We start from the raw sequence: 18,791 nt of genomic DNA on the forward strand, positions 1-18,791 counted from the left end.
TCCGCGCAAAACCTGAAACCTGCGCAGAACCTGTGGGAGCGGGCGTGCCCGCGAAGGGCTGCAAAGCAGCCCCATGGCCAACACCCATCACAGCTTGGCGATGGACACTTCAGTCGATTTCACGAAGGCAATCACTTCACTGCCCACCTGCAGCTCCAGCTCACGCACAGAGCGGGTGGTGATGACCGAAGTGACGATGCCCGAGGCGGTCTGCACGTCGATTTCCGACAGTACCGGGCCTTCCAGGATTTCCTTCACGGTGCCTTTGAACTGGTTGCGAACGTTGATGGCTTTGATGGTCATGACTTGATTCCTTCTCTATGGCTTCAGTCTGGTAAGTGAGTCAGTGCGCCCAACGCAGTTGCGTGGGCAAAGGGGCTACAGGATCCGGCTCGGGCGCAGCGCCCGGTGCCGACAGAACACGGTTGAGCACTTCGCTCTCCAGCGCGGCCAGGCGGTGCGAACCACGCGCCCGAGGCCGTGCCAGGTCGACAGTGAGGTCGAGCCCGACTTCGCCGTCCTCGATCAGGATCACCCGGTCAGCCACGGCGACTGCCTCGCTGACATCGTGGGTAACCAGCAACACGGTGAAGCCGTGCTGACGCCACAGGCGTTCGATCAGTTGCTGCATCTCGATACGGGTCAATGCATCCAGCGCACCGAGCGGCTCGTCCAGCAGCAGCAGGCGCGGCTGGTGAATCAGCGCCCGGGCCAGGGCCACACGCTGCTTCTGGCCACCCGACAGAGCCGCCGGCCATTCATTGGCGCGATCGGCCAGGCCAACCGACTCCAACGCTTCCAGCGCACGCGGGCGCCAGTCGCCAGACAGGCCCAGGCCAACGTTGTCGATCACCTTCTTCCATGGCAGCAGGCGCGCGTCCTGGAACATCAGGCGGGTTTCTTCGCGGGCCTGTTCCAGCGGCGCGGCACCGGCCAGCAACTGGCCTGCAGTGGGCTGGTCGAGACCGGCCAGCAGGCGCAGCAAGGTGCTCTTGCCGCAGCCACTACGGCCGACGATCGCGACGAACTGGCCGGCAGGAATATGCAGCTCGATCCCCTTCAGCACTTCGCGCTGGCCAAAGGTCTTGCGCAGGCCGCTGGAAGCCAGCGGGATGCCACGCAGCAGGCGTGGCGGCTGTTCCTTGAGTACGGTCATGCGCCCTCCTTCTTCGCCACTTGATAGGCCGGGTGCCAGCGCAGCCACACACGCTCCAGGCCCCGGGCTGCGAGGTCGGCAAGCTTGCCGAGCACGGCATACAGGACGATGGCCAGCACTACCACGTCGGTCTGCAGGAACTCACGGGCGTTCATCGCCAGGTAACCGATGCCGGCATTGGCCGAAATGGTTTCGGCAACGATCAGGGTCAGCCACATGAAGCCCAGGGCAAAGCGCACGCCTACCAGGATCGAAGGCAATGCCCCGGGCAGGATCACCTGGCGGAACAGGCTGAAGCCGGACAAGCCATAGCTGCGCGCCATTTCCACCAACGCCGGGTCGACGTTGCGGATGCCGTGATAGGTGTTCAGGTAGATCGGGAACAGCGTGCCCAGCGCCACCAGGAAGATCTTTGCCGACTCGTCGATACCGAACCACAGGATCACCAGCGGGATCAGCGCCAGGTGCGGCACGTTGCGGATCATCTGCACCGAGCTGTCGAGCAGGCGTTCGCTCCAGTTCGACAGGCCGGTGATGAAACCCAGCACCAGGCCGATGCTGCCACCGATGACGAAGCCCAGCCCGGCACGCCAGCCACTGATGGCCAGGTGGGTCCAGATCTCGCCGCTGCGCACCAGCTCGACGCCGGCGCTGACCACGGCGCTGGGCGCGGGCAGGATGCGCGTCGACAGCCAGCCGGCGCTGACCGCCAGTTGCCAGGCAGCCAGCAGCAGTACCGGCAGCGCCCATGGCGCCAGGCGCTGGCCAAGGTTGTTGGAAGTTGCACGACTCATGGCCTGGCCCTCAGCTCTGCGCAACGGACTTGGGCAGGATGTCGTTGGCCACCATTTCGCCAAACGGGCTCACATAGCCGCCGGCCTTGGCTTGCTCCGGGCGTTGCACATCCAGGTGCGGGAACAGCAACTCGGCCACCCGGTACGACTCTTCCAGGTGCGGGTAGCCGGAGAAGATGAAGGTATCGATGCCCAGCTCGGCGTATTCCTTGACGCGTGCCGCGACGGTCGGGCCATCCCCCACCAGCGCGGTACCGGCACCGCCACGCACCAGGCCGACCCCGGCCCACAGGTTGGGGCTGACCTCCAGCTTGTCACGGTTGCCGTTGTGCAGGGCGGCCATGCGTTGCTGGCCGACCGAGTCGAAGCGCGCCAGCGAGGCCTGTGCACGAGCGATGGTGTCGTCGTCCAGGTGCGAGATGAGCTTGTCGGCAGCGGCCCAGGCTTCTTCGTTGGTTTCCCGCACGATCACGTGCAGGCGGATGCCGAAGCGCACTTCGCGGCCCTGAGCAGCGGCTTTCTCACGCACCTGGGCGATTTTTTCAGCGACCGCACTCGGCGGCTCGCCCCAGGTCAGGTACAGCTCGACCTGCTCGGCGGCCAGGTCCTGTGCGGCTTCGGAGGAACCACCGAAATACAGTGGCGGGCGTGGTTGCTGGATCGGCGGGTAGAGCAGCTTGGCGCCCTTCACCTGGATGTGCTTGCCGTCGTAGTCGACCACCTCGCCTTCCAGCACCTTGCGCCAGATACGGGTGAACTCTACAGAGGCTTCATAACGTTCCTGATGGTTCAGGTGCAGGCCGTCACCGGCCAACTCGTCCGGGTCGCCACCGGTCACCAGGTTGAACAGCGCGCGGCCGTTGGACAGGCGATCAAGGGTTGCTGCCTGGCGTGCCGCCACGGTCGGCGAAATGATCCCGGGGCGCAGGGCGACCAGGAACTTCAGTCGCTGGGTCACCGGGATCAGCGATGCCGCGACCAGCCAGGAGTCCTCGCAGGAGCGCCCGGTAGGTATCAGCACGCCACCAAAGCCGAGCCGGTCGGCCGCCTGGGCGATCTGCTGCAGGTAGCCATGGTCGACTGCGCGGGCGCCATCGGAGGTGCCCAGGTACTTGCCGTCACCGTGGGTAGGAAGAAACCAGAAGATGTCAAGGCTCATTGGAGTTGTCTCCTCAAGGGGGGGCTCAGCCAGGGCGCCGCCCCGGCGCAGGCGAATCAATCAAGGCGCACTGGCGACCTTGGCCGGGGGTGTCCAGATCACGTCCTTGATGCTCAGCGGCTTGGGAATCAGCTTCAGTGCCTGGAACGTGTCGGCGATCTTCTGTTGCGCGGCCACCACTTCCGGGGTGAGCGGCGCGGCACCGTAGCCTTGGCGCTTGACCGAAGTCAGGGTGATATCGGCGGGCAGGCCGAGCAGCGGCGCGACCTGGTCGGTCACTTCCTGCGGGTTGGCCTGGGACCATTCACCTACGGCACGCACTTCTTCGATCAGGGTGTTGATCACCGCCGGGTGCTGGGTCGCGTAGTTGCGGGTGGCCAGGTAGAACTGATGGTTGTCGACCAGGCCCTTGCCATCGCGCAGGGCATGAGCCTGAAGCTGTTTCTCGGCGGCAGCTTGGTACGGGTCCCAAATCACCCAGGCGTCCACGCTGCCGCGCTCGAAGGCGGCGCGGGCGTCGGCCGGGGGCAGGTACACCGGCTGGATGTCGCTGTATTTCAGGCCGGCGTCTTCCAGGGCGCGAACCAGCAGGTAGTGAACGTTGGAGCCTTTGTTGAGAGCGACTTTCTTGCCCTTGAGGTCTTTGACCGACTGGATCGGCGAGCCATTCGGCACCAGGATCGCCTCGCTGTGCGGTGCTGGCGGCTCGTAGGCGACGTACAGCAGGTCGGCACCGGCGGCCTGGGCGAACACCGGCGGGGTTTCACCGGTGACGCCAAAATCGATGGAGCCGACGTTCAGCCCCTCAAGCAGTTGCGGGCCGCCGGGGAACTCGGTCCATTGCACCTGCACGCCCTGCTCGGCCAGGCGCTTTTCCAGCGTGCCCTTGGCCTTTAGCAGCACCAGGGTGCCGTATTTCTGGTAACCGATACGCAGGCTCTCGGCCTGGGCTTGGGTGATGGCGCCGAAGGACACAGCCGCCGCAAACAGGGCGACCAGACCGCGACGCAAGAAGACTGTGCGCATGGCGCTCTCCTGTGCGAGTGGGTTCGGGTTGCACCTGCTTGCCTCGTTGTCGGGCGAGTAAGGTGGTGAAGCGGGTTGGGCCGGTCAGATGCTCCAGCGAGCGCTGATCAGGCGTTGGTTCAATACGCCGGGCGCCACGGGGCACGGCCGGCGGGCTAGTGCAACGTGGAAGGTTTCCAGCGCGTCCTGCAGGCGTTCTTCCAGCGCCGCTACCAGCTGCGCGGGCCTGGAGCCTTCTGCGTAGGCGACCTGGCTGTCGTCGGCGAAGATCCCTTGCAGGGTCTCTTGCGCCTTGAGTGCCGACAGCACAGGTTTCAGTGCGTAATCCACCGCCAGCATGTGGGCGATGCTGCCGCCGGTGGCGATCGGCAACACGATCTTGTGTGCCAGGGCGCGTTCGGGCAGCAGGTCGAGCAAGGTTTTCAGGGCACCGGCGAACGAGGCCTTGTACACCGGCGTGGCGACGATCAGGCCATCGGCCTGGGCCACCAGCTGCTGGAAGTGCTGCACCTGCGGGCTGTCGAATCGGGCGTGCAGCAGGTCTTCGGCGGGAAAGTCACGTACCTGGAACGTCACTACCTCGACGCCACGGTCCTGCAGCCACTGGCGAGAACGCTCCAGCAGCACGCCGGAGCGTGAACGGGTACTGGGGCTACCACCGATTGAGACGACCAGCATTGCAGCGCTTCCTTGTGTTCTGTTGGAGGTGACATTAACAGCCCCCACATATATCTAGAAATCATATTTTTTCATTTGTTTATTCCATTTTTATCAAAAAAGTGTTTTGGCACTTTCGCGGGTAAACCCGCACCCACAGGGACCGCACAAGGCCTGAGACTTGCGCTATCCCTGTGGGAGCGGGTTTACCCGCGAAGAAGCCAACGCGGTTTCAGCAGGCATAAAAAAGGGCCGTCGAAACGGCCCGAATATCCCTGCTTTGGCTAAGAGCAATGCAACGAGGAATCCTTTAACGATTGGGCTGCGGGGTCAGCCGCAGATAGGGTTTGACCGCCCGGTAACCTTTGGGGAAACGCTGCCTGATCTCTTCCTCGTCCTTCAGCGAGGGCACGATTACCACGTCGTCACCGTCCTGCCAGTTACCTGGCGTGGCGACCTTGTGGTTGTCGGTCAGCTGCAGCGAGTCGATCACCCGCAAGATTTCGTTGAAGTTGCGCCCGGTACTGGCCGGGTAGGTGATGGTCAGGCGCACCTTCTTGTTCGGGTCGATGACAAACAGCGAGCGCACGGTCAGGGTGTCGCTGGCGTTCGGGTGGATCAGGTCGTACAGGTCGGACACCTTGCGGTCGGCGTCGGCAATGATCGGGAAGTTGACCACGGTGTTCTGGGTTTCGTTGATGTCATCGATCCAGCGGTGGTGCGAATCGACCGGGTCCACCGACAGGGCGATGGCCTTGACCCCACGTTTGGCGAAATCGTCCTTCAGCTTGGCGGTAAGGCCCAGCTCGGTGGTGCACACCGGGGTGAAGTCGGCTGGGTGAGAGAACAACACCCCCCAGCTGTTGCCCAGCCACTCGTGGAAGCGGATCTTGCCTTCGCTGGAATCCTGTTCGAAATCGGGGGCGATATCGCCGAGTTTTAGGCTCATGGGCTGCGGCTCCTGTGCTGGGTTCTGTACCGTGTGGGTTCAATGTGCCTGCATTCGATTAAAAACAAAAAGAATAAATACTGATTTGTTTATAACCAAAATACACATGAAATTGCAGACACAAAAAAGCCTCGCACTAGGCGAGGCTTCTTGTTCAGCTACGGCTTACAGGAAGTTGTAAGTGTAGTTCACGATGAAGCGAGTCTGGTCTTTGTCCCCGATGCTTTCGCCGCTACCACGGTAAACACCCTGACGCAGGCTGAAGCCCAGGCCTTTGAGAGTGCCTTGCTGCAGGGTGTAGTCGACGCGTGCGTCACGTTCCCATTCGTTGTAGCTGCCGTCGCCCGACTTGTTGCGGATGTCGTCACCACGCAGGTAGGCCACCGAAGCCTTCAGGCCTGGAACGCCCAGGGACGCGAAGTCATAGGAGTACTGACCGAAGGTGGTGTTCTCACCGGCACGAGCGAACTGGTTGATCATGCTGTCGGTGAACAGGTAGAAGCTCGAGCCGCCATTGCCTTCCAGCGACGAAGTGGAGCCGTCCTTGCGGACACTACCTTGGTTCAGCCAGACGAAACCACCATCGTCACCTACCTGCTGGTGACCGACCATCAGCGCATGGCCACCCAGGGTGTATGTGAACATGGCGCTCCAGGTCTTGTTGTCGACCTCGCCTGTGTTCTTCGCGTAGCCACCGTTGTTGTCGAAGGCGTAACCGGTCTCGCCATTCTTGCCGTCGCTGCGGCTATCGAAGTAGCGCAGGTCGGTCTTGAACGACTGGTTGTCGGCGATCTTGAAGACGTGGGTAGCACCCAGGAAGTGCTGCTTGTAGAAGTCTTCCAGGTTCGAGTAGTAGTACTGCAGGGTCAGGTCGGGAGTGAGCTTGTAGTCACCACCGGCGAACTGGAACTTGTTGCTGTCGCGGAAGGCGCCAGAAACGGAAAGACCGGTACGGTTGCTCGAAGCACGACCCATGGCGTGGGTCAGTTGACCTGCGTTGAAGGTCAGGTTGTCGATTTCCTTCGACTGGAGGGTGCCACCCTCGAAGGTCTGCGGCAGCAGACGGCCGTCGTTGGAGACCAGGATCGGCAGCATAGGCGCCAGGGCGCTACCGTAGTGAACCTCGGTCTTGGAGAAGCGAGCCTTGGCGTTTCCACCAATGCGTGCCCAGTCGTGAACTGCCGAACCATCGGAGTCGCTTGGGAAGAAGGTGTTGTTGGCATCTGGACGGCTACCACGGCCACCATCCAGGTGAATGCCCCACAAAGCCTGGACGTCGACACCAAAACCTACGGTGCCTTCGGTGAAACCAGACAGGTAGTCGAGCTTGAAGCCCTGACCGCTTTCTTTCTGGTCGATACCGCTTTCGCGGTTGTCATCGTTGAAGTACATGGTGCGCGAGCTGAGCGACAGCTTGCTGTCTTCAACGAAACCGGCAGCGCCTGCTTGTTGGGCGAGAACCCCCAGTGCCACGGCCAGGGCCAGGCTGGACTTGTACATGTTTTGCTCCTCTACGTTCTAATTCTTGTGTATCTCTGGTGGCGGGATCTGCTGCCCCGCTCACCGTGGATTGGCGATTTAGTCCCAAAGCGTGACCGTAAAGTCAATCGTTTCTAAACGTTTCGCGACTTTGGTCTAAGACGCCAGCTGCGCTACAGGATAATGACAATCCTATAAATCCAAAATGACCGTTTTATGAATTGGTAAGATTTTTAAAGAATATGTTAGGAATTATTACTGCTATTCGTTAGAAGCAGCATTCTTTTCATAACCAATAGTTATTTGCAAACGTTTGCTCATAACCTAATTCCGTATCGTTCTATCGGGACGAAAAAGCCTAGCAGCACTCTCGGATTTCACCATTGAGCGAAATCACAGCGTTTCCCTGTTAACGCGTCTCAAACCATTGGCTCCTAAGCTAATGCAAAAAAGTTATTTATTTTACATTTCTTAGATCAATTAGCCTTCTCGTCATCCACCACACCGATTGCCTGACGAGAGGTTCACCATGATCCCGCACGCCCCGCTGCGCCTGTTCGCCGCCCTGACCCTCGCCAGCGCCAGCTGGTTGGCCCAGGCTGCTGATCTGACCGTGGCCTACCAGACCACCGTCGACCCGGCCAAGGTGGCGCAGGTCGATGGCGATTACGAAAAAGCCAGCAAGGCCAGCATCGACTGGCGCAAATTCGATAACGGCGCCGACGTGATCACCGCCGTAGCCAGCGGCGATGTGCAGATCGGCTACCTGGGCTCCAGCCCGCTGGCCGCCGCAGCCTCCCGCAAGCTGCCGGTAGAGACCTTCCTGATCGCCACGCAGATTGGCGCCGGTGAAGCACTGGTCGCCCGCGACAGCATCAAGACTCCGCAAGACCTGGTCGGCAAGAAAGTCGCCGTGCCTTTCGTCTCCACCGGCCACTACAGCCTGCTGGCCGCGCTGAAGAGCTGGAACATCGACCCAGCCAAGGTGCAGATCCTCAACCTGGCGCCACCGGCAATCATTGCCGCCTGGAAGCGCGGCGACATCGATGCCACCTACGTCTGGGACCCGGCCCTGGGTGTGGCCAAGGAAAACGGCAAGGTGCTGATCACCTCCGGCGAGCTGGCCGAGAAAGGCGCACCGACCTTCGACGCATGGATCGTGCGCAAGGACTTCGCCGCCAAGCACCCCGACGTGGTCAAGGCCTTCGCCAAGGTCACCCTCGACGCCTACGCCGACTACCGCAAGAACCCGCAAGCCTGGCTGGCCAATCCCGACAACGTGAGCAAGCTGGCCAAACTGTCTGGCGCCAAGCCTGCCGACATCCCGGTGCTGCTGCAGGGCAACGTCTACCCGCTGGCCGCCGACCAGGCCAATGCACTGGGCGCACCGACCACCCAGGCGCTGACCGACACGGCCACCTTCCTCAAGCAGCAAGGCAAGGTCGACGCGGTGCTGCCGGACTACTCGCCCTACGTCAGCGCCAAGTACCTCCCCAACTAAGCCTGTAGAAACCGACCGGAGCCTGCCATGGCCTTGCTCGAACTGGAGCGCATCAGCGCACAGTACCCCGGTGCCGAAACCCCGGTACTGGCCGACATCAACCTGAGCCTGGGGCCGCGCCAACTGCTGGTGGCCCTGGGTCCTTCCGGCAGTGGCAAGACCTCGCTGCTCAACCTCATCGCAGGCTTCGTCGCCCCCAGCGGCGGGCGCATCACCCTGGACGGCGTGCCCGTCCAGGGCCCAGGCGCCGAGCGCGGCGTAGTGTTCCAGGACGATGCGCTGCTGCCCTGGCAGAACGTGCTGGGCAACGTCGCATTCGGCCTGGAACTGGCCGGCGTGCCACGCGCCGAGCGTGAGGCCAAGGCCCGCGAAATGCTGGCCCTGGTGGACCTCGACGGCTTTGGCGAACGGCGTATCTGGCAATTGTCCGGTGGCCAGAAGCAGCGTGTTGGCCTGGCCCGGGCGTTGGCAGCCGATCCACGAGTGTTGCTGATGGACGAACCGTTCGGCGCACTTGATGCCTTCACCCGCGAGCAAATGCAGGAGTTGTTGCTGCAGGTATGGCAACGCACCGCCAAGCCGGTGTTCCTGATTACCCACGACATCGAAGAAGCCGTGTTCCTCGCCAGTGAACTGGTACTGCTGGCGCCCAACCCGGGGCGCGTGGTGGAGCGCCTGCAACTGGACTTCGGCCAGCGCTACGCAGCGGGTGAATCGGCGCGGGCTATCAAGTCCGACCCGGCTTTTATCGAAACCCGCGAGCACGTACTTGCGCGGGTGTTCTCTCAACGCCAAAGCCTGCAGGAGCGCGCATGAGCAGCCTGGACCTGCCGGTCACCGGCAAGCGCAATACCCAACCCCGGCCAGCCACCAAGCTGCGCCGCCCCCTGCCCACCCGCTGGATCAGCACCCTGACCCTGGCCAGCCTGCTGTTGGCCTGGTGGCTGGTGACCGCGGCCGGCTGGATCGAGCCGCTATTCCTGCCCTCGCCCGCCGACATCCTGGCCAAGGCCGGGACCCTGCTGACCCAAGGCTATATGGATGCCAGCCTGTGGCAGCACCTGGGTGCCAGCCTGGGGCGCATCGGCGTGGCCCTGCTTGCCGCCACCCTCACCGCCATCCCGGTGGGTATCGCCATCGGCTACAACCGCGTGGCCCGCGGCATTCTCGACCCGCTGATCGAGTTCTACCGGCCGATCCCGCCGCTGGCCTACCTGCCGCTCATCGTCATCTGGTGCGGCATCGGCGAGCTGTCCAAGGTGCTGCTGATCTATCTGGCAATCTTCGCCCCCATCGCCATTGCCACCGCTACCGGCGTGCGCACTGTCGACCCGGCCAAACTGCGTGCAGCGCAGTCACTGGGCGCGACCAAGGCCCAGCTGATCCGCCACGTGATCCTGCCCAGCGCCCTGCCCGACATCCTCACCGGCATCCGCATTGGCCTGGGGGTTGGCTGGTCGACCCTGGTGGCCGCCGAGCTGATCGCCGCCACCAGCGGCCTGGGCTTCATGGTGCAGTCGGCGGCGCAGTTCCTGGTTACCGATGTGGTGGTGCTGGGGATTTTGCTGATCGCCCTGATCGCCTTCGCACTGGAAATGAGCCTGCGTGCCCTGCAACGCAAACTGGTGCCTTGGCACGGGCAGAGCCACTGAATCCTGTTGACCACGCCAGCAGCCTGGCGCCTGATTGAAGAGACCGACATGAGCCTGACCATCACCCCCCTCAGCCCGGCGCTCGGCGCCCAGATCAGCGGCGTGGACATCAGCCGCGATATCACCGTCGAAGAACGAGACGCCATCGAGCAGGCACTGCTGCAGCACCAGGTGCTGTTCTTCCGCGACCAGCCGATCAACCCGCAGCAGCAGGCGCGGTTTGCCGCCCGCTTCGGCGACCTGCACATCCACCCTATCTACCCCAACGTGCCGGAAACCCCGCAGGTGCTTATCCTCGACACGGCGGTGACCGATGTGCGCGACAACGCCGTGTGGCACACCGATGTGACCTTCCTGCCGACCCCGGCCCTGGGCGCGGTACTCAGCGCCAAGCAGTTGCCGGCCTACGGCGGCGACACCCTTTGGGCCAGCGGCATCGCTGCCTTCGAAGCCTTGTCGGCGCCGCTGCGCGAGATGCTCGACGGGCTGACAGCCACCCATGACTTCACCAAGTCGTTCCCGCTGGAGCGCTTTGGTACCACGCCGGAAGACCTGGCGCGCTGGGAAGCAACCCGGCGGAACAACCCGCCGCTGTCGCACCCGGTGGTGCGCACGCATCCGGTGAGCGGGCGCAAGGCGCTGTTCGTCAATGAGGGGTTCACCACGCGCATCAATGAGCTGGGCGAACTGGAAAGCGAGGCACTGTTGAAACTGCTGTTCGCCCATGCGACGCGGCCGGAGTTCAGCATTCGCTGGCGGTGGCAGGAGAATGACGTGGCGTTCTGGGACAACCGCGTGACCCAGCATTTTGCGGTGGATGACTACCGGCCGAACCGGCGGGTGATGCATCGGGCGACCATCCTCGGGGATGCGCCCTTCTGATAGAGATGCATCAGCAGTGCCGGCCTCTTCGCGGGTAAACCCGCTCCCACAGGTACCGCACCGGTATTGAAGCCAGTGTTATACCCGCGAAGAGGCCGGTACAGGTTATTACCTGACCAGATGCAGAAACTGCATGTGCCTTTCGTACTGGTCGAGGATGTCGTTGATGATCTGCTCCTTGCTGTAGCCCACCAGGTCATAGTTCTGGCTGCCTTCGCTCAGGTGCACCTCCGCCCGGTAGTAGCGGCGGTTCTTCAATTCCTGAGTACCCAGCCCAGCCAGGGCGAACGATGGCGTGAAATAGCCACGCATCTGCACCTGGTAAATGAACGGCTGTTCCTCGCCATGGCCAATCTTCAGGCTGACGTTGTCGTGGCTCGGGTCGTCCTGGGTAATCAGCACCAGGCCCTTCTGCTCGAACACTTCACGCACATCGGCAATTGCCGGGCGCACCACGTCGTCCATGAAGCGGTACACCTCATCACGCGACGGGAAGTGCACCGCCTGGCTCAGGCGCTGGCGCCAGCCACCACGGCCGCGGCGTGACTGGGCGAACGGGGCCAGCGAATGCATCTGCGCGATCTGCCGTTGCGACTCCAGGTAGAACGCCTTGTGCAGCCCCCACATCATGCACAGCAGGATCAGCGAGAACGGCAATGAGGTCAGCACCACCGCCGACTTCAGCGAGTCGATGCTGCCGGCGAACAGCAGCGCGCTGGTGATCAGCGCGGTCATCGCCCCCCAGAAGATACGCAGCCAGTTCGGCCCATCCTCGTCCGCATCACCGCCCTTGGCCGACAAGGTCGACAGCACCACGGTGCCCGAATCGGCCGAGGTGACGAAGAACACAAAGCTGATGAACACCGTCACGGCGATCACCGTCTTGCTCCAGGGGTAGGTCTCCAGCAGCAGGTACAGGCTCATCGACGGGTTATCCAGCGCCGACTGGCCCAACGCTGTCATACCGTGGTTGATGACTTGGTCCAGGGCACTGTTGCCGAAGATCGACATCCACGCCAAGGTGAAGCCCAGCGGAATCAACAGCACGCCAAAGACGAACTCGCGGATGGTGCGGCCACGGGAGATGCGGGCGATGAACAGGCCCACGAACGGCGCCCAGGCAATCCACCAGGCCCAGTAGAACACCGTCCAACCGCCCAGCCAGTCGCGGTTCTCGCCGTAGGCATAAACGTCGAAGCTCTTGCGCGGCAAGGCACCCAGGTAATCGCCGAGGTTCTGGATCAGCGTGTTGAACAGGTGCTGGGTAGGCCCGGCGAACAATACGAACAGCAGCAGCGCGCAGGCCAGGAACAGGTTGATGTCGCTCATCACCCGCACGCCCTTCTCCACCCCGGCGACCGCCACGGCCACCGCCGCGCCCATCATCAGGGTGATGAGCAGCACTTGCACCCACTGGCTGTGGTCGATGCCGAACAGGTAGTCGAGGCCGGCGTTCAGGTGCAGCACGCCAAAACCCATATCGGCACCCAGGCCGAACACCGTTGCGATGATGCCGAAGCCGTCCACTGCATAACCGATCGGCCCGTTGATGCGCTTGCCGATCAGCGGGTACAACGCCGATCGCAAGGCCAGCGGCAGGTTGTGCCGATAGGCGAAGTAGGCCAGGGCCATGCCGACGAAGGCGAACACCCCCCAGCCATGCAGGCCCCAGTGCAGAAACAGGATCTGCATCGCCTGACGCCCGGCCTCGGCCGTGCCCGCTTCGCCCTGGGGCGGCTGCAGCATGTGGGTCAGGGGTTCGGACACGCAGAAGAAGAACAAGGTGATGCTGATGCCGGCGGCGAACAGCATGCCGGCCCACGACAGGTAGCTGAACTCGGGTTCGTCGTGGTCGGCACCGAGCTTGATCTTGCCGTAGCCGGACAAGGCGGTGACCACCACGAAGACCAGATACAGCGTCATCGCCAGCATGTAGTACCAGCCGACCGTGTTGGCCGCCCAGTTCTGCGCCGCCAGCAACCAGTCGCCTGCTGCTTGCGGATAGGAAATGACCACGAGGCCGAAGATGAGGATGAAACTTGCCGCGAAATAGAACACGGGGGGGTTCATGCGGATCTTGCCATTGGCAAGGGAAGGGGTCGGTGCACTCATTGGGGGCGCACCTCGTCGAATGACGTAAGGCTCGGAATGAACGGGTTCAGCAAAGGAATCCTCCTGTTGAACACCGGCAGCGGACCAGCGTTTTTTCATTGAACAAGCGTTCAAGTTAAACATGGATCGGATTTCAATGCGAATTGGGGCGCTGATTGGTGCCCTCATGTTCCGGCCCTTTCGCGGGTAAACCCGCTCCTACAGGTACTGCACAAGATTCAGAATCTGTGGGAACGGGTTTACCCGCGAAGTGGCCGGTACAGGCCAATGAAATGCCAGATCAGTTCTTGTCCTGGCAATCCAGCTGCAGGTTGGCCTGGGTAATGTTGCTTTCGGGCGGCACACTGCGGGTCAGCCACACATTACCGCCAATGGTCGAGCCTTTGCCGATGGTGATCCGCCCCAGCACCGTGGCCCCCGCATAGATCACCACATCGTCCTCGACGATCGGGTGGCGTGGCAGGCCCTTGTGCAGGGTGCCCGATTCATCGCTGGGGAAGCGCTTGGCGCCCAGGGTCACCGCCTGGTAGATGCGCACACGCTCGCCGATGATCGCGGTTTCGCCGATCACCACGCCGGTACCGTGGTCGATGAAGAAGCTCGGGCCGATCTGCGCCCCGGGGTGAATATCGATCCCAGTGGCCGAATGCGCCAGCTCCGAGCTGATCCGCGCCAGCAGCGGCAGGCCGGCCTGGTACAGATGGTGCGCCAGGCGATGGTGGATGATCGCCAGGATGCCCGGGTAGCACAGCAGCACTTCATCGACACTGCGCGCAGCCGGGTCGCCGTGATAGGCGGCCAGCACGTCTGTGTCCAGCAGCACGCGCAGCCCCGGCAGGGCGGCGGCGAATCCCTGCACCAGGCTCAGCGCATGGGCATCGACGCCGGCCAGTTCGCCCTTGCGTTGTCGTGCGGCGTAGCGCAGCTCCAGGCGGGCCTGGGCCAGCAAGGCGGTCAGGGCGGCATCCAGCGTATGGCCGACGTAGAAGTCTTCGCTTTCTTCGCGCAGGTCGACCGGGCCAAGGCGCATGGGGAACAGTGCGCCGCACAGTTGCTCCAGGATGTGCCGCATCGCTTCGCGCGAAGGCAGCTCACGCCCGCCCTGCTCGCCGCTGCTGCGGCCATTGCGGGTGCGCCATTGTTCACGGGCGCCGCGCAGGCCGGTGACGATGCTCTGCAACTGCCAGTGCCCGGATGAAGGTTGTTCGCTCACGGTTTTCTCCTGCCTGAAGAGGCCAACTATTTTTATCGCCAGGCCAGGCCTCTTCGCGGGTAAACCCGCTCCTACAGGGACTGCACAGGTTTCGATGCCTGTGCGGTCTCTGTAGGAGCGGGTTTACCCGCGAAGAGGCCGGACCTGCCTACATGCAATTCACTCTACGGCAAATCCATCCCTTGGAAAAAACAACGCTTTATTCCATCCTGCGCTAAGTCAGGCATAAGCCGTGATGACGGAGCAGGCAACCTCGCCTACCCTCAATGCAGCCAGCACCTGGCAAAAACCAAAAGGAAATAACAAAATAATTTTTTAGTATTTCCTGGCCTAAGCAGCCGACCCTATAGTCGCCACCCACTACTTACACAACAAGCGCGGGGCTCTGAAATGTCGAAATTCGCCAAACCGCTACTCAACGCCAGCCTGGCACTCCTGCTGGGTGCCGGCCTGCTCAGTCAGGCCTTCGCTGGCGAGCAGCTGAAGACCATCCAGGAAAAAGGCGTGATCAACGTCGGCCTCGAAGGCACCTACCCACCGTTCAGCTTCCAGGACGAAAACGGCAAGCTGACCGGCTTCGAAGTGGAACTGTCCGAGCTGCTGGCCAAGGAGCTGGGGGTAAAGGCCAAGGTGCAGCCGACCAAGTGGGACGGCATCCTCGCCGCACTGGAATCCAAGCGCCTGGACGTGGTGATCAACCAGGTGACCATTTCCGAAGAGCGCAAGAAGAAGTATGACTTCTCCGAGCCTTACACCATCTCCGGCATCCAGGCGCTGATCCTGAAGAAGAAGGCCGAGCAGCTGAACATCCACAAGGCCGCAGACCTGGCAGGCAAGAAGGTCGGTGTAGGCCTGGGCACCAACTACGAGCAATGGGTCAAGAAGGACGTGCCACAAGCCGATGTGCGCACCTATGAAGACGACCCGAGCAAGTTCGCCGACCTGCGCAACGGCCGTATCGACGCCATCCTGATCGACCGCCTGGCCGCGCTGGAATACGCGCAAAAAGCCAAGGACACCGAACTGGCCGGCGATGCCTTCTCGCGCCTGGAAAGCGGCGTGGCCCTGCGCAAGGGCGAGCCGGAACTGCTGGCAGCGATCAACAAGGCGCTGGACAAGCTCAAGGCTGACGGCACGCTGGCCAAGCTGTCCGAGAAATACTTCGGTGCCGATGTCACCAAATGATCGCTGAAAGCCTGCAACTCGTTGTCGACTCCGCGCCCTTCCTGCTGAAGGGCGCGGGCTATACAGTGCTGCTCAGTGTTGGCGGCATGTTCTTCGGCCTGGTGCTGGGCTTTGCCCTGGCACTGATGCGGTTGTCGAAGATATTGCCCCTGAACTGGCTGGCGCGGGTCTACGTGTCGTTCTTCCGCGGCACGCCGCTGCTGGTGCAGCTGTTCGTCATCTACTTCGGCATGCCGCAGATCGGCATCGAACTCGACCCGATCCCGGCTTCGCTGATCGGCCTGTCGCTGAACATGGCCGCCTACATCTGCGAAATCCTGCGCGCGGCGATTTCCTCGATCGACCGTGGCCAGTGGGAAGCCGCCGCCAGTATCGGCATGACCCGCGTCCAGGCCATGCGCCGGGCGATCCTGCCCCAGGCCTTGCGCACCGCACTGCCGCCGTTGGGCAACAGCTTCATCTCGCTGGTCAAGGACACTGCCCTGGCGGCAACCATCCAGGTGCCCGAGCTGTTCCGCCAGGCCCAGCTGATCACCGCACGCACCTTCGAAGTGTTCACTATGTACGTGGCGGTAGCGGTCATCTACTGGGTGTTGTGCAGCATCCTCGCGCACTTCCAGAACCGCATGGAAGCGCGAGTCAACCAGCATGACCAGGAGCATTGAGCATGATTGAAGTCAAAGGCCTGACCAAGCGGTTCAAAGGCCAGACCGTGCTCAACGGTATCGACCTGACCGTACAACCCGGCGAAGTGGTGGCCATCATCGGCCCCAGCGGCTCGGGCAAGACAACCTTCCTGCGTTGCCTGAACCTGCTGGAAACACCCGATGCCGGGCAGATTCAGATCGGCGATATCAGCATCGACGCCAACCGCCCGCTGGGTGGGCAGCAAAGTGCGATTCGCCGCTTGCGCCAGCAGGCCGGGTTCGTGTTCCAGAACTTCAACCTGTTCCCTCATCGCACCGCCCTGGAAAACGTGATCGAGGGGCCGGTGATCGTCAAGAAGACACCCCGCGAGCAGGCGATCGAACTGGGCCGGCGCCTGCTGGCCAAGGTCGGCCTGGCCGGCAAGGAAGACGCCTACCCGCGGCGCCTGTCCGGTGGCCAGCAACAACGGGTGGCCATCGCCCGCGCCTTGGCAATGGAGCCGGAGGTGATCCTGTTCGACGAGCCGACCTCGGCGCTGGACCCCGAACTGGTGGGTGAAGTGCTGGCGACCATCCGCGGCCTGGCCGAGGAGAAGCGCACAATGATCATCGTTACCCACGAGATGAGCTTTGCCCGGGATGTGGCGAACCGGGTGATCTTCTTCGACAAGGGCGTGATCGTGGAACAGGGCGAGGCCAAGGCGCTGTTTGCGGCGCCGAAGGAAGAGCGTACCCGGCAGTTCTTGCGCAAGTTCCTGGGGACTGCTGCCTCCGAGTAAACCTGCACTGGCCCTATCGCCGGCAAGCCAGCTCCCACAGATACCCCACAGTAATCAAAACCTGTGGCGTCCTGTGGGAGCTGGCTTGCCGGCGATAGGGCCAGTACATCCACAGCAAATCCCTCCTTCTATATATATTCCAAAGAGTTAGTTCATAAACTTTTTATAAAGCATTAGGGTATATAAACCGGACCACCGGACCAGCACACATCTGTCGCGATCAGCTGTTAGCGACACAATTCATTTGCGAGGTCAGGAATGGTCAGGATCACGATCACCCCAGTGCGGAACGCCAGGGCATTGAGTGCAGCCAAGGAGCGGTACTGATGTCCAGCCAACCCGATACCCAATTCCACAGCGATCTCGACAGCTCGCCCCTGCTGCTGCCGGCCAAGGTTCTACGCAACGACGCCGAAGCCTTGCAAGCAGCCCGCGAACTGGCCGAGGTCGCCCGCGAGCAGGCCGCCCGCCGCGACCAGCAACGCAAACTGCCATGGGCCGAGATCGAACTGTTCACCCGCAGCGGGCTTGGCAGCATCTGCGTACCCAAGGCACATGGCGGCCCGGAGGTGTCATTCGAGACCGTGGCTGAAGTGTTCCGCCTCATCAGCGCCGCCGACCCGGCCCTGGGGCAAATCCCGCAGAACCAGTTCGGCATGCTGCAACTGCTGCGCCTGACTGCCACCGAGGCGCAGCAGGCGGTGATCTTCCGCAGCGTGCTCGATGGCTGGCGCATCGGCAATGCCGGCCCCGAACGCAGCACCAAGGACACCCTGACCCTCAAGGCCAGGATCACCCGCGTCGGCGACAGCTATCGCATCAGCGGCGAGAAGTTCTATTCCACCGGCGCCCTGTTCGCCCACTGGGTGGCGGTCAAGGCACTGGACGACGAAGGTCGCCAGCGCCTGGCATTCGTCCGCCGAGGCAGCCCGGGGCTGCGCATCGTCGATGACTGGTCCGGTTTCGGGCAGCGCACCACTGCAAGCGGCACCGTGCTGCTCGACCAGGTCCCGGTGGATGCCGACCTGGTGATCGACAACTGGCGCCAGCGCGACATCCCCAACATCCAGGGCGCTGCCTCGCAGCTGATCCAGGCGGCGATCGATGCTGGCATTGCCGAAGCAGCGATCGAGGACGCCATCAGCTTCGTGCGCGAAAAGGCCCGGCCATGGATCGAAGCCAAGGTCGACCGCGCCAGCGACGACCCTTACGTAATCGCCGACATCGGCCGCCTGAAGCTCGAGCTGCACGCCGCCGAAGCCCTGCTGCGCAAGGCCGCGCGGGTCCTCGACGAGGTCAACGCCGAGCCGATCGATGCAGCAAGCGCAGCGCGGGCCTCGATCGCTGTGGCCGAGGCCAAGGTACTGACCACCGAGATTGCCCTGCAGGCCAGCGAAAAGCTGTTCGAGCTGGCCGGTAGCCGCGCCACCCTCGCCGAGTTCAACCTCGACCGCCACTGGCGCAATGCCCGGGTGCACACCCTGCATGACCCGGTGCGCTGGAAGTACCACGCGGTTGGCGCTTACCACCTCAACGGCACCTTGCCTGCACGGCATTCCTGGATCTGACTTGAGGGCCTTGGGGCTGCTTTGCAGCCCAA

Annotated in this window: 18 protein-coding genes; 8 read left to right on the plus strand and 10 right to left on the minus strand. The window is 62.6% G+C overall.

The genetic code is table 11. The features are described from left to right. Positions 1 to 87: 87 nt before the first annotated feature. The 8 genes from QN085_RS24575 to QN085_RS24610 form a co-directional block, all read right to left on the minus strand. Entirely contained in the window at positions 88 to 303 is a 216-nt protein-coding gene (locus QN085_RS24575; RefSeq protein WP_003255829.1) for a TOBE domain-containing protein, read from the minus strand. A gap of 40 nt (positions 304 to 343) precedes the next feature. Then, entirely contained in the window at positions 344 to 1,156 is an 813-nt protein-coding gene (ssuB, locus tag QN085_RS24580) for an aliphatic sulfonates ABC transporter ATP-binding protein (protein WP_013970450.1), read from the minus strand. Then, the gene (ssuC, locus tag QN085_RS24585; protein ID WP_041506348.1) at positions 1,153 to 1,950 is read right to left on the minus strand and encodes an aliphatic sulfonate ABC transporter permease SsuC; all 798 of its coding nucleotides are present in this window, start codon (positions 1,948 to 1,950) and stop codon (positions 1,153 to 1,155) included. The genes ssuB and ssuC overlap by 4 nt, the downstream gene beginning before the upstream one ends. A 10-nt stretch (positions 1,951 to 1,960) precedes the next feature. Continuing rightward, entirely contained in the window at positions 1,961 to 3,109 is a 1,149-nt protein-coding gene (gene ssuD, locus QN085_RS24590) for an FMNH2-dependent alkanesulfonate monooxygenase (protein WP_013970448.1), read from the minus strand. A gap of 60 nt (positions 3,110 to 3,169) precedes the next feature. Then, a complete protein-coding gene (locus tag QN085_RS24595; protein WP_023660886.1) occupies positions 3,170 to 4,135 on the minus strand; it encodes a sulfonate ABC transporter substrate-binding protein in 966 nt (321 codons plus the stop codon). A gap of 84 nt (positions 4,136 to 4,219) precedes the next feature. Beyond that, positions 4,220 to 4,813, minus strand: a complete 594-nt coding sequence (ssuE, locus tag QN085_RS24600; RefSeq protein WP_023660885.1) for an NADPH-dependent FMN reductase — start codon at positions 4,811 to 4,813, stop codon at positions 4,220 to 4,222. A gap of 289 nt (positions 4,814 to 5,102) precedes the next feature. Continuing rightward, positions 5,103 to 5,741 carry a peroxiredoxin gene (locus tag QN085_RS24605; protein WP_015268594.1) on the minus strand — a complete coding sequence of 213 codons (639 nt, stop codon included), beginning with the start codon at positions 5,739 to 5,741 and terminating at the stop codon, positions 5,103 to 5,105. A gap of 165 nt (positions 5,742 to 5,906) precedes the next feature. Then, positions 5,907 to 7,241 carry an OprD family porin gene (locus QN085_RS24610; protein ID WP_041506347.1) on the minus strand — a complete coding sequence of 445 codons (1,335 nt, stop codon included), beginning with the start codon at positions 7,239 to 7,241 and terminating at the stop codon, positions 5,907 to 5,909. 508 nt (positions 7,242 to 7,749) lie between these two features. Here QN085_RS24610 and tauA point away from each other — a divergent pair. The 4 genes from tauA to tauD are packed head-to-tail and all read left to right on the plus strand — an operon-like array spanning position 7,750 to position 11,255. Then, complete coding sequence (tauA, locus tag QN085_RS24615; RefSeq protein ID WP_041506346.1) at positions 7,750 to 8,721, plus strand: taurine ABC transporter substrate-binding protein; 972 nt, start codon at positions 7,750 to 7,752, stop codon at positions 8,719 to 8,721. 27 nt (positions 8,722 to 8,748) lie between these two features. Further along, a complete protein-coding gene (tauB, locus tag QN085_RS24620) occupies positions 8,749 to 9,537 on the plus strand; it encodes a taurine ABC transporter ATP-binding subunit (RefSeq protein ID WP_023660883.1) in 789 nt (262 codons plus the stop codon). Beyond that, positions 9,534 to 10,373: a taurine ABC transporter permease TauC gene (gene tauC, locus QN085_RS24625; RefSeq protein ID WP_023660882.1), complete on the plus strand. Its 840-nt coding sequence runs from the start codon at positions 9,534 to 9,536 to the stop codon at positions 10,371 to 10,373. Before tauB ends, tauC begins: the two co-directional genes overlap by 4 nt. 48 nt (positions 10,374 to 10,421) lie before the next feature. After that, complete coding sequence (gene tauD / locus QN085_RS24630; RefSeq protein WP_015268590.1) at positions 10,422 to 11,255, plus strand: taurine dioxygenase; 834 nt, start codon at positions 10,422 to 10,424, stop codon at positions 11,253 to 11,255. Between the two features lie 108 nt (positions 11,256 to 11,363). On the opposite strand, the gene betT is transcribed toward tauD, so the two are convergent. Both betT and epsC read right to left on the minus strand, forming a co-directional pair. Next, positions 11,364 to 13,325 (minus strand): choline transporter BetT, encoded by a 1,962-nt coding sequence (gene betT, locus QN085_RS24635; protein ID WP_164842874.1) that lies wholly within the window; start codon positions 13,323 to 13,325, stop codon positions 11,364 to 11,366. Between the two features lie 322 nt (positions 13,326 to 13,647). Beyond that, on the minus strand, positions 13,648 to 14,580 hold the full coding sequence (epsC, locus tag QN085_RS24640; RefSeq protein ID WP_023660881.1) for a serine O-acetyltransferase EpsC: 933 nt from the start codon (positions 14,578 to 14,580) through the stop codon (positions 13,648 to 13,650). 390 nt (positions 14,581 to 14,970) lie between these two features. Here epsC and tcyJ point away from each other — a divergent pair, with 390 nt between their 5' ends. From tcyJ to QN085_RS24660, 4 genes are all read left to right on the plus strand, one after another. Next, entirely contained in the window at positions 14,971 to 15,765 is a 795-nt protein-coding gene (gene tcyJ / locus QN085_RS24645; RefSeq protein WP_015268587.1) for a cystine ABC transporter substrate-binding protein, read from the plus strand. After that, on the plus strand, positions 15,762 to 16,430 hold the full coding sequence (tcyL, locus tag QN085_RS24650) for a cystine ABC transporter permease (protein ID WP_003255849.1): 669 nt from the start codon (positions 15,762 to 15,764) through the stop codon (positions 16,428 to 16,430). Before tcyJ ends, tcyL begins: the two co-directional genes overlap by 4 nt. A gap of 2 nt (positions 16,431 to 16,432) precedes the next feature. Beyond that, positions 16,433 to 17,191 (plus strand): L-cystine ABC transporter ATP-binding protein TcyN, encoded by a 759-nt coding sequence (gene tcyN, locus QN085_RS24655; RefSeq protein WP_013970435.1) that lies wholly within the window; start codon positions 16,433 to 16,435, stop codon positions 17,189 to 17,191. Between the two features lie 326 nt (positions 17,192 to 17,517). Next, entirely contained in the window at positions 17,518 to 18,759 is a 1,242-nt protein-coding gene (locus QN085_RS24660; protein WP_023660880.1) for an SfnB family sulfur acquisition oxidoreductase, read from the plus strand. Positions 18,760 to 18,791 lie beyond the last annotated feature (32 nt).

The sequence above is a fragment of the Pseudomonas sp. M2(2023) genome (assembly GCF_030263955.1).
GTDB classification, from domain to species: Bacteria; Pseudomonadota; Gammaproteobacteria; order Pseudomonadales; family Pseudomonadaceae; genus Aquipseudomonas; species Aquipseudomonas asiatica.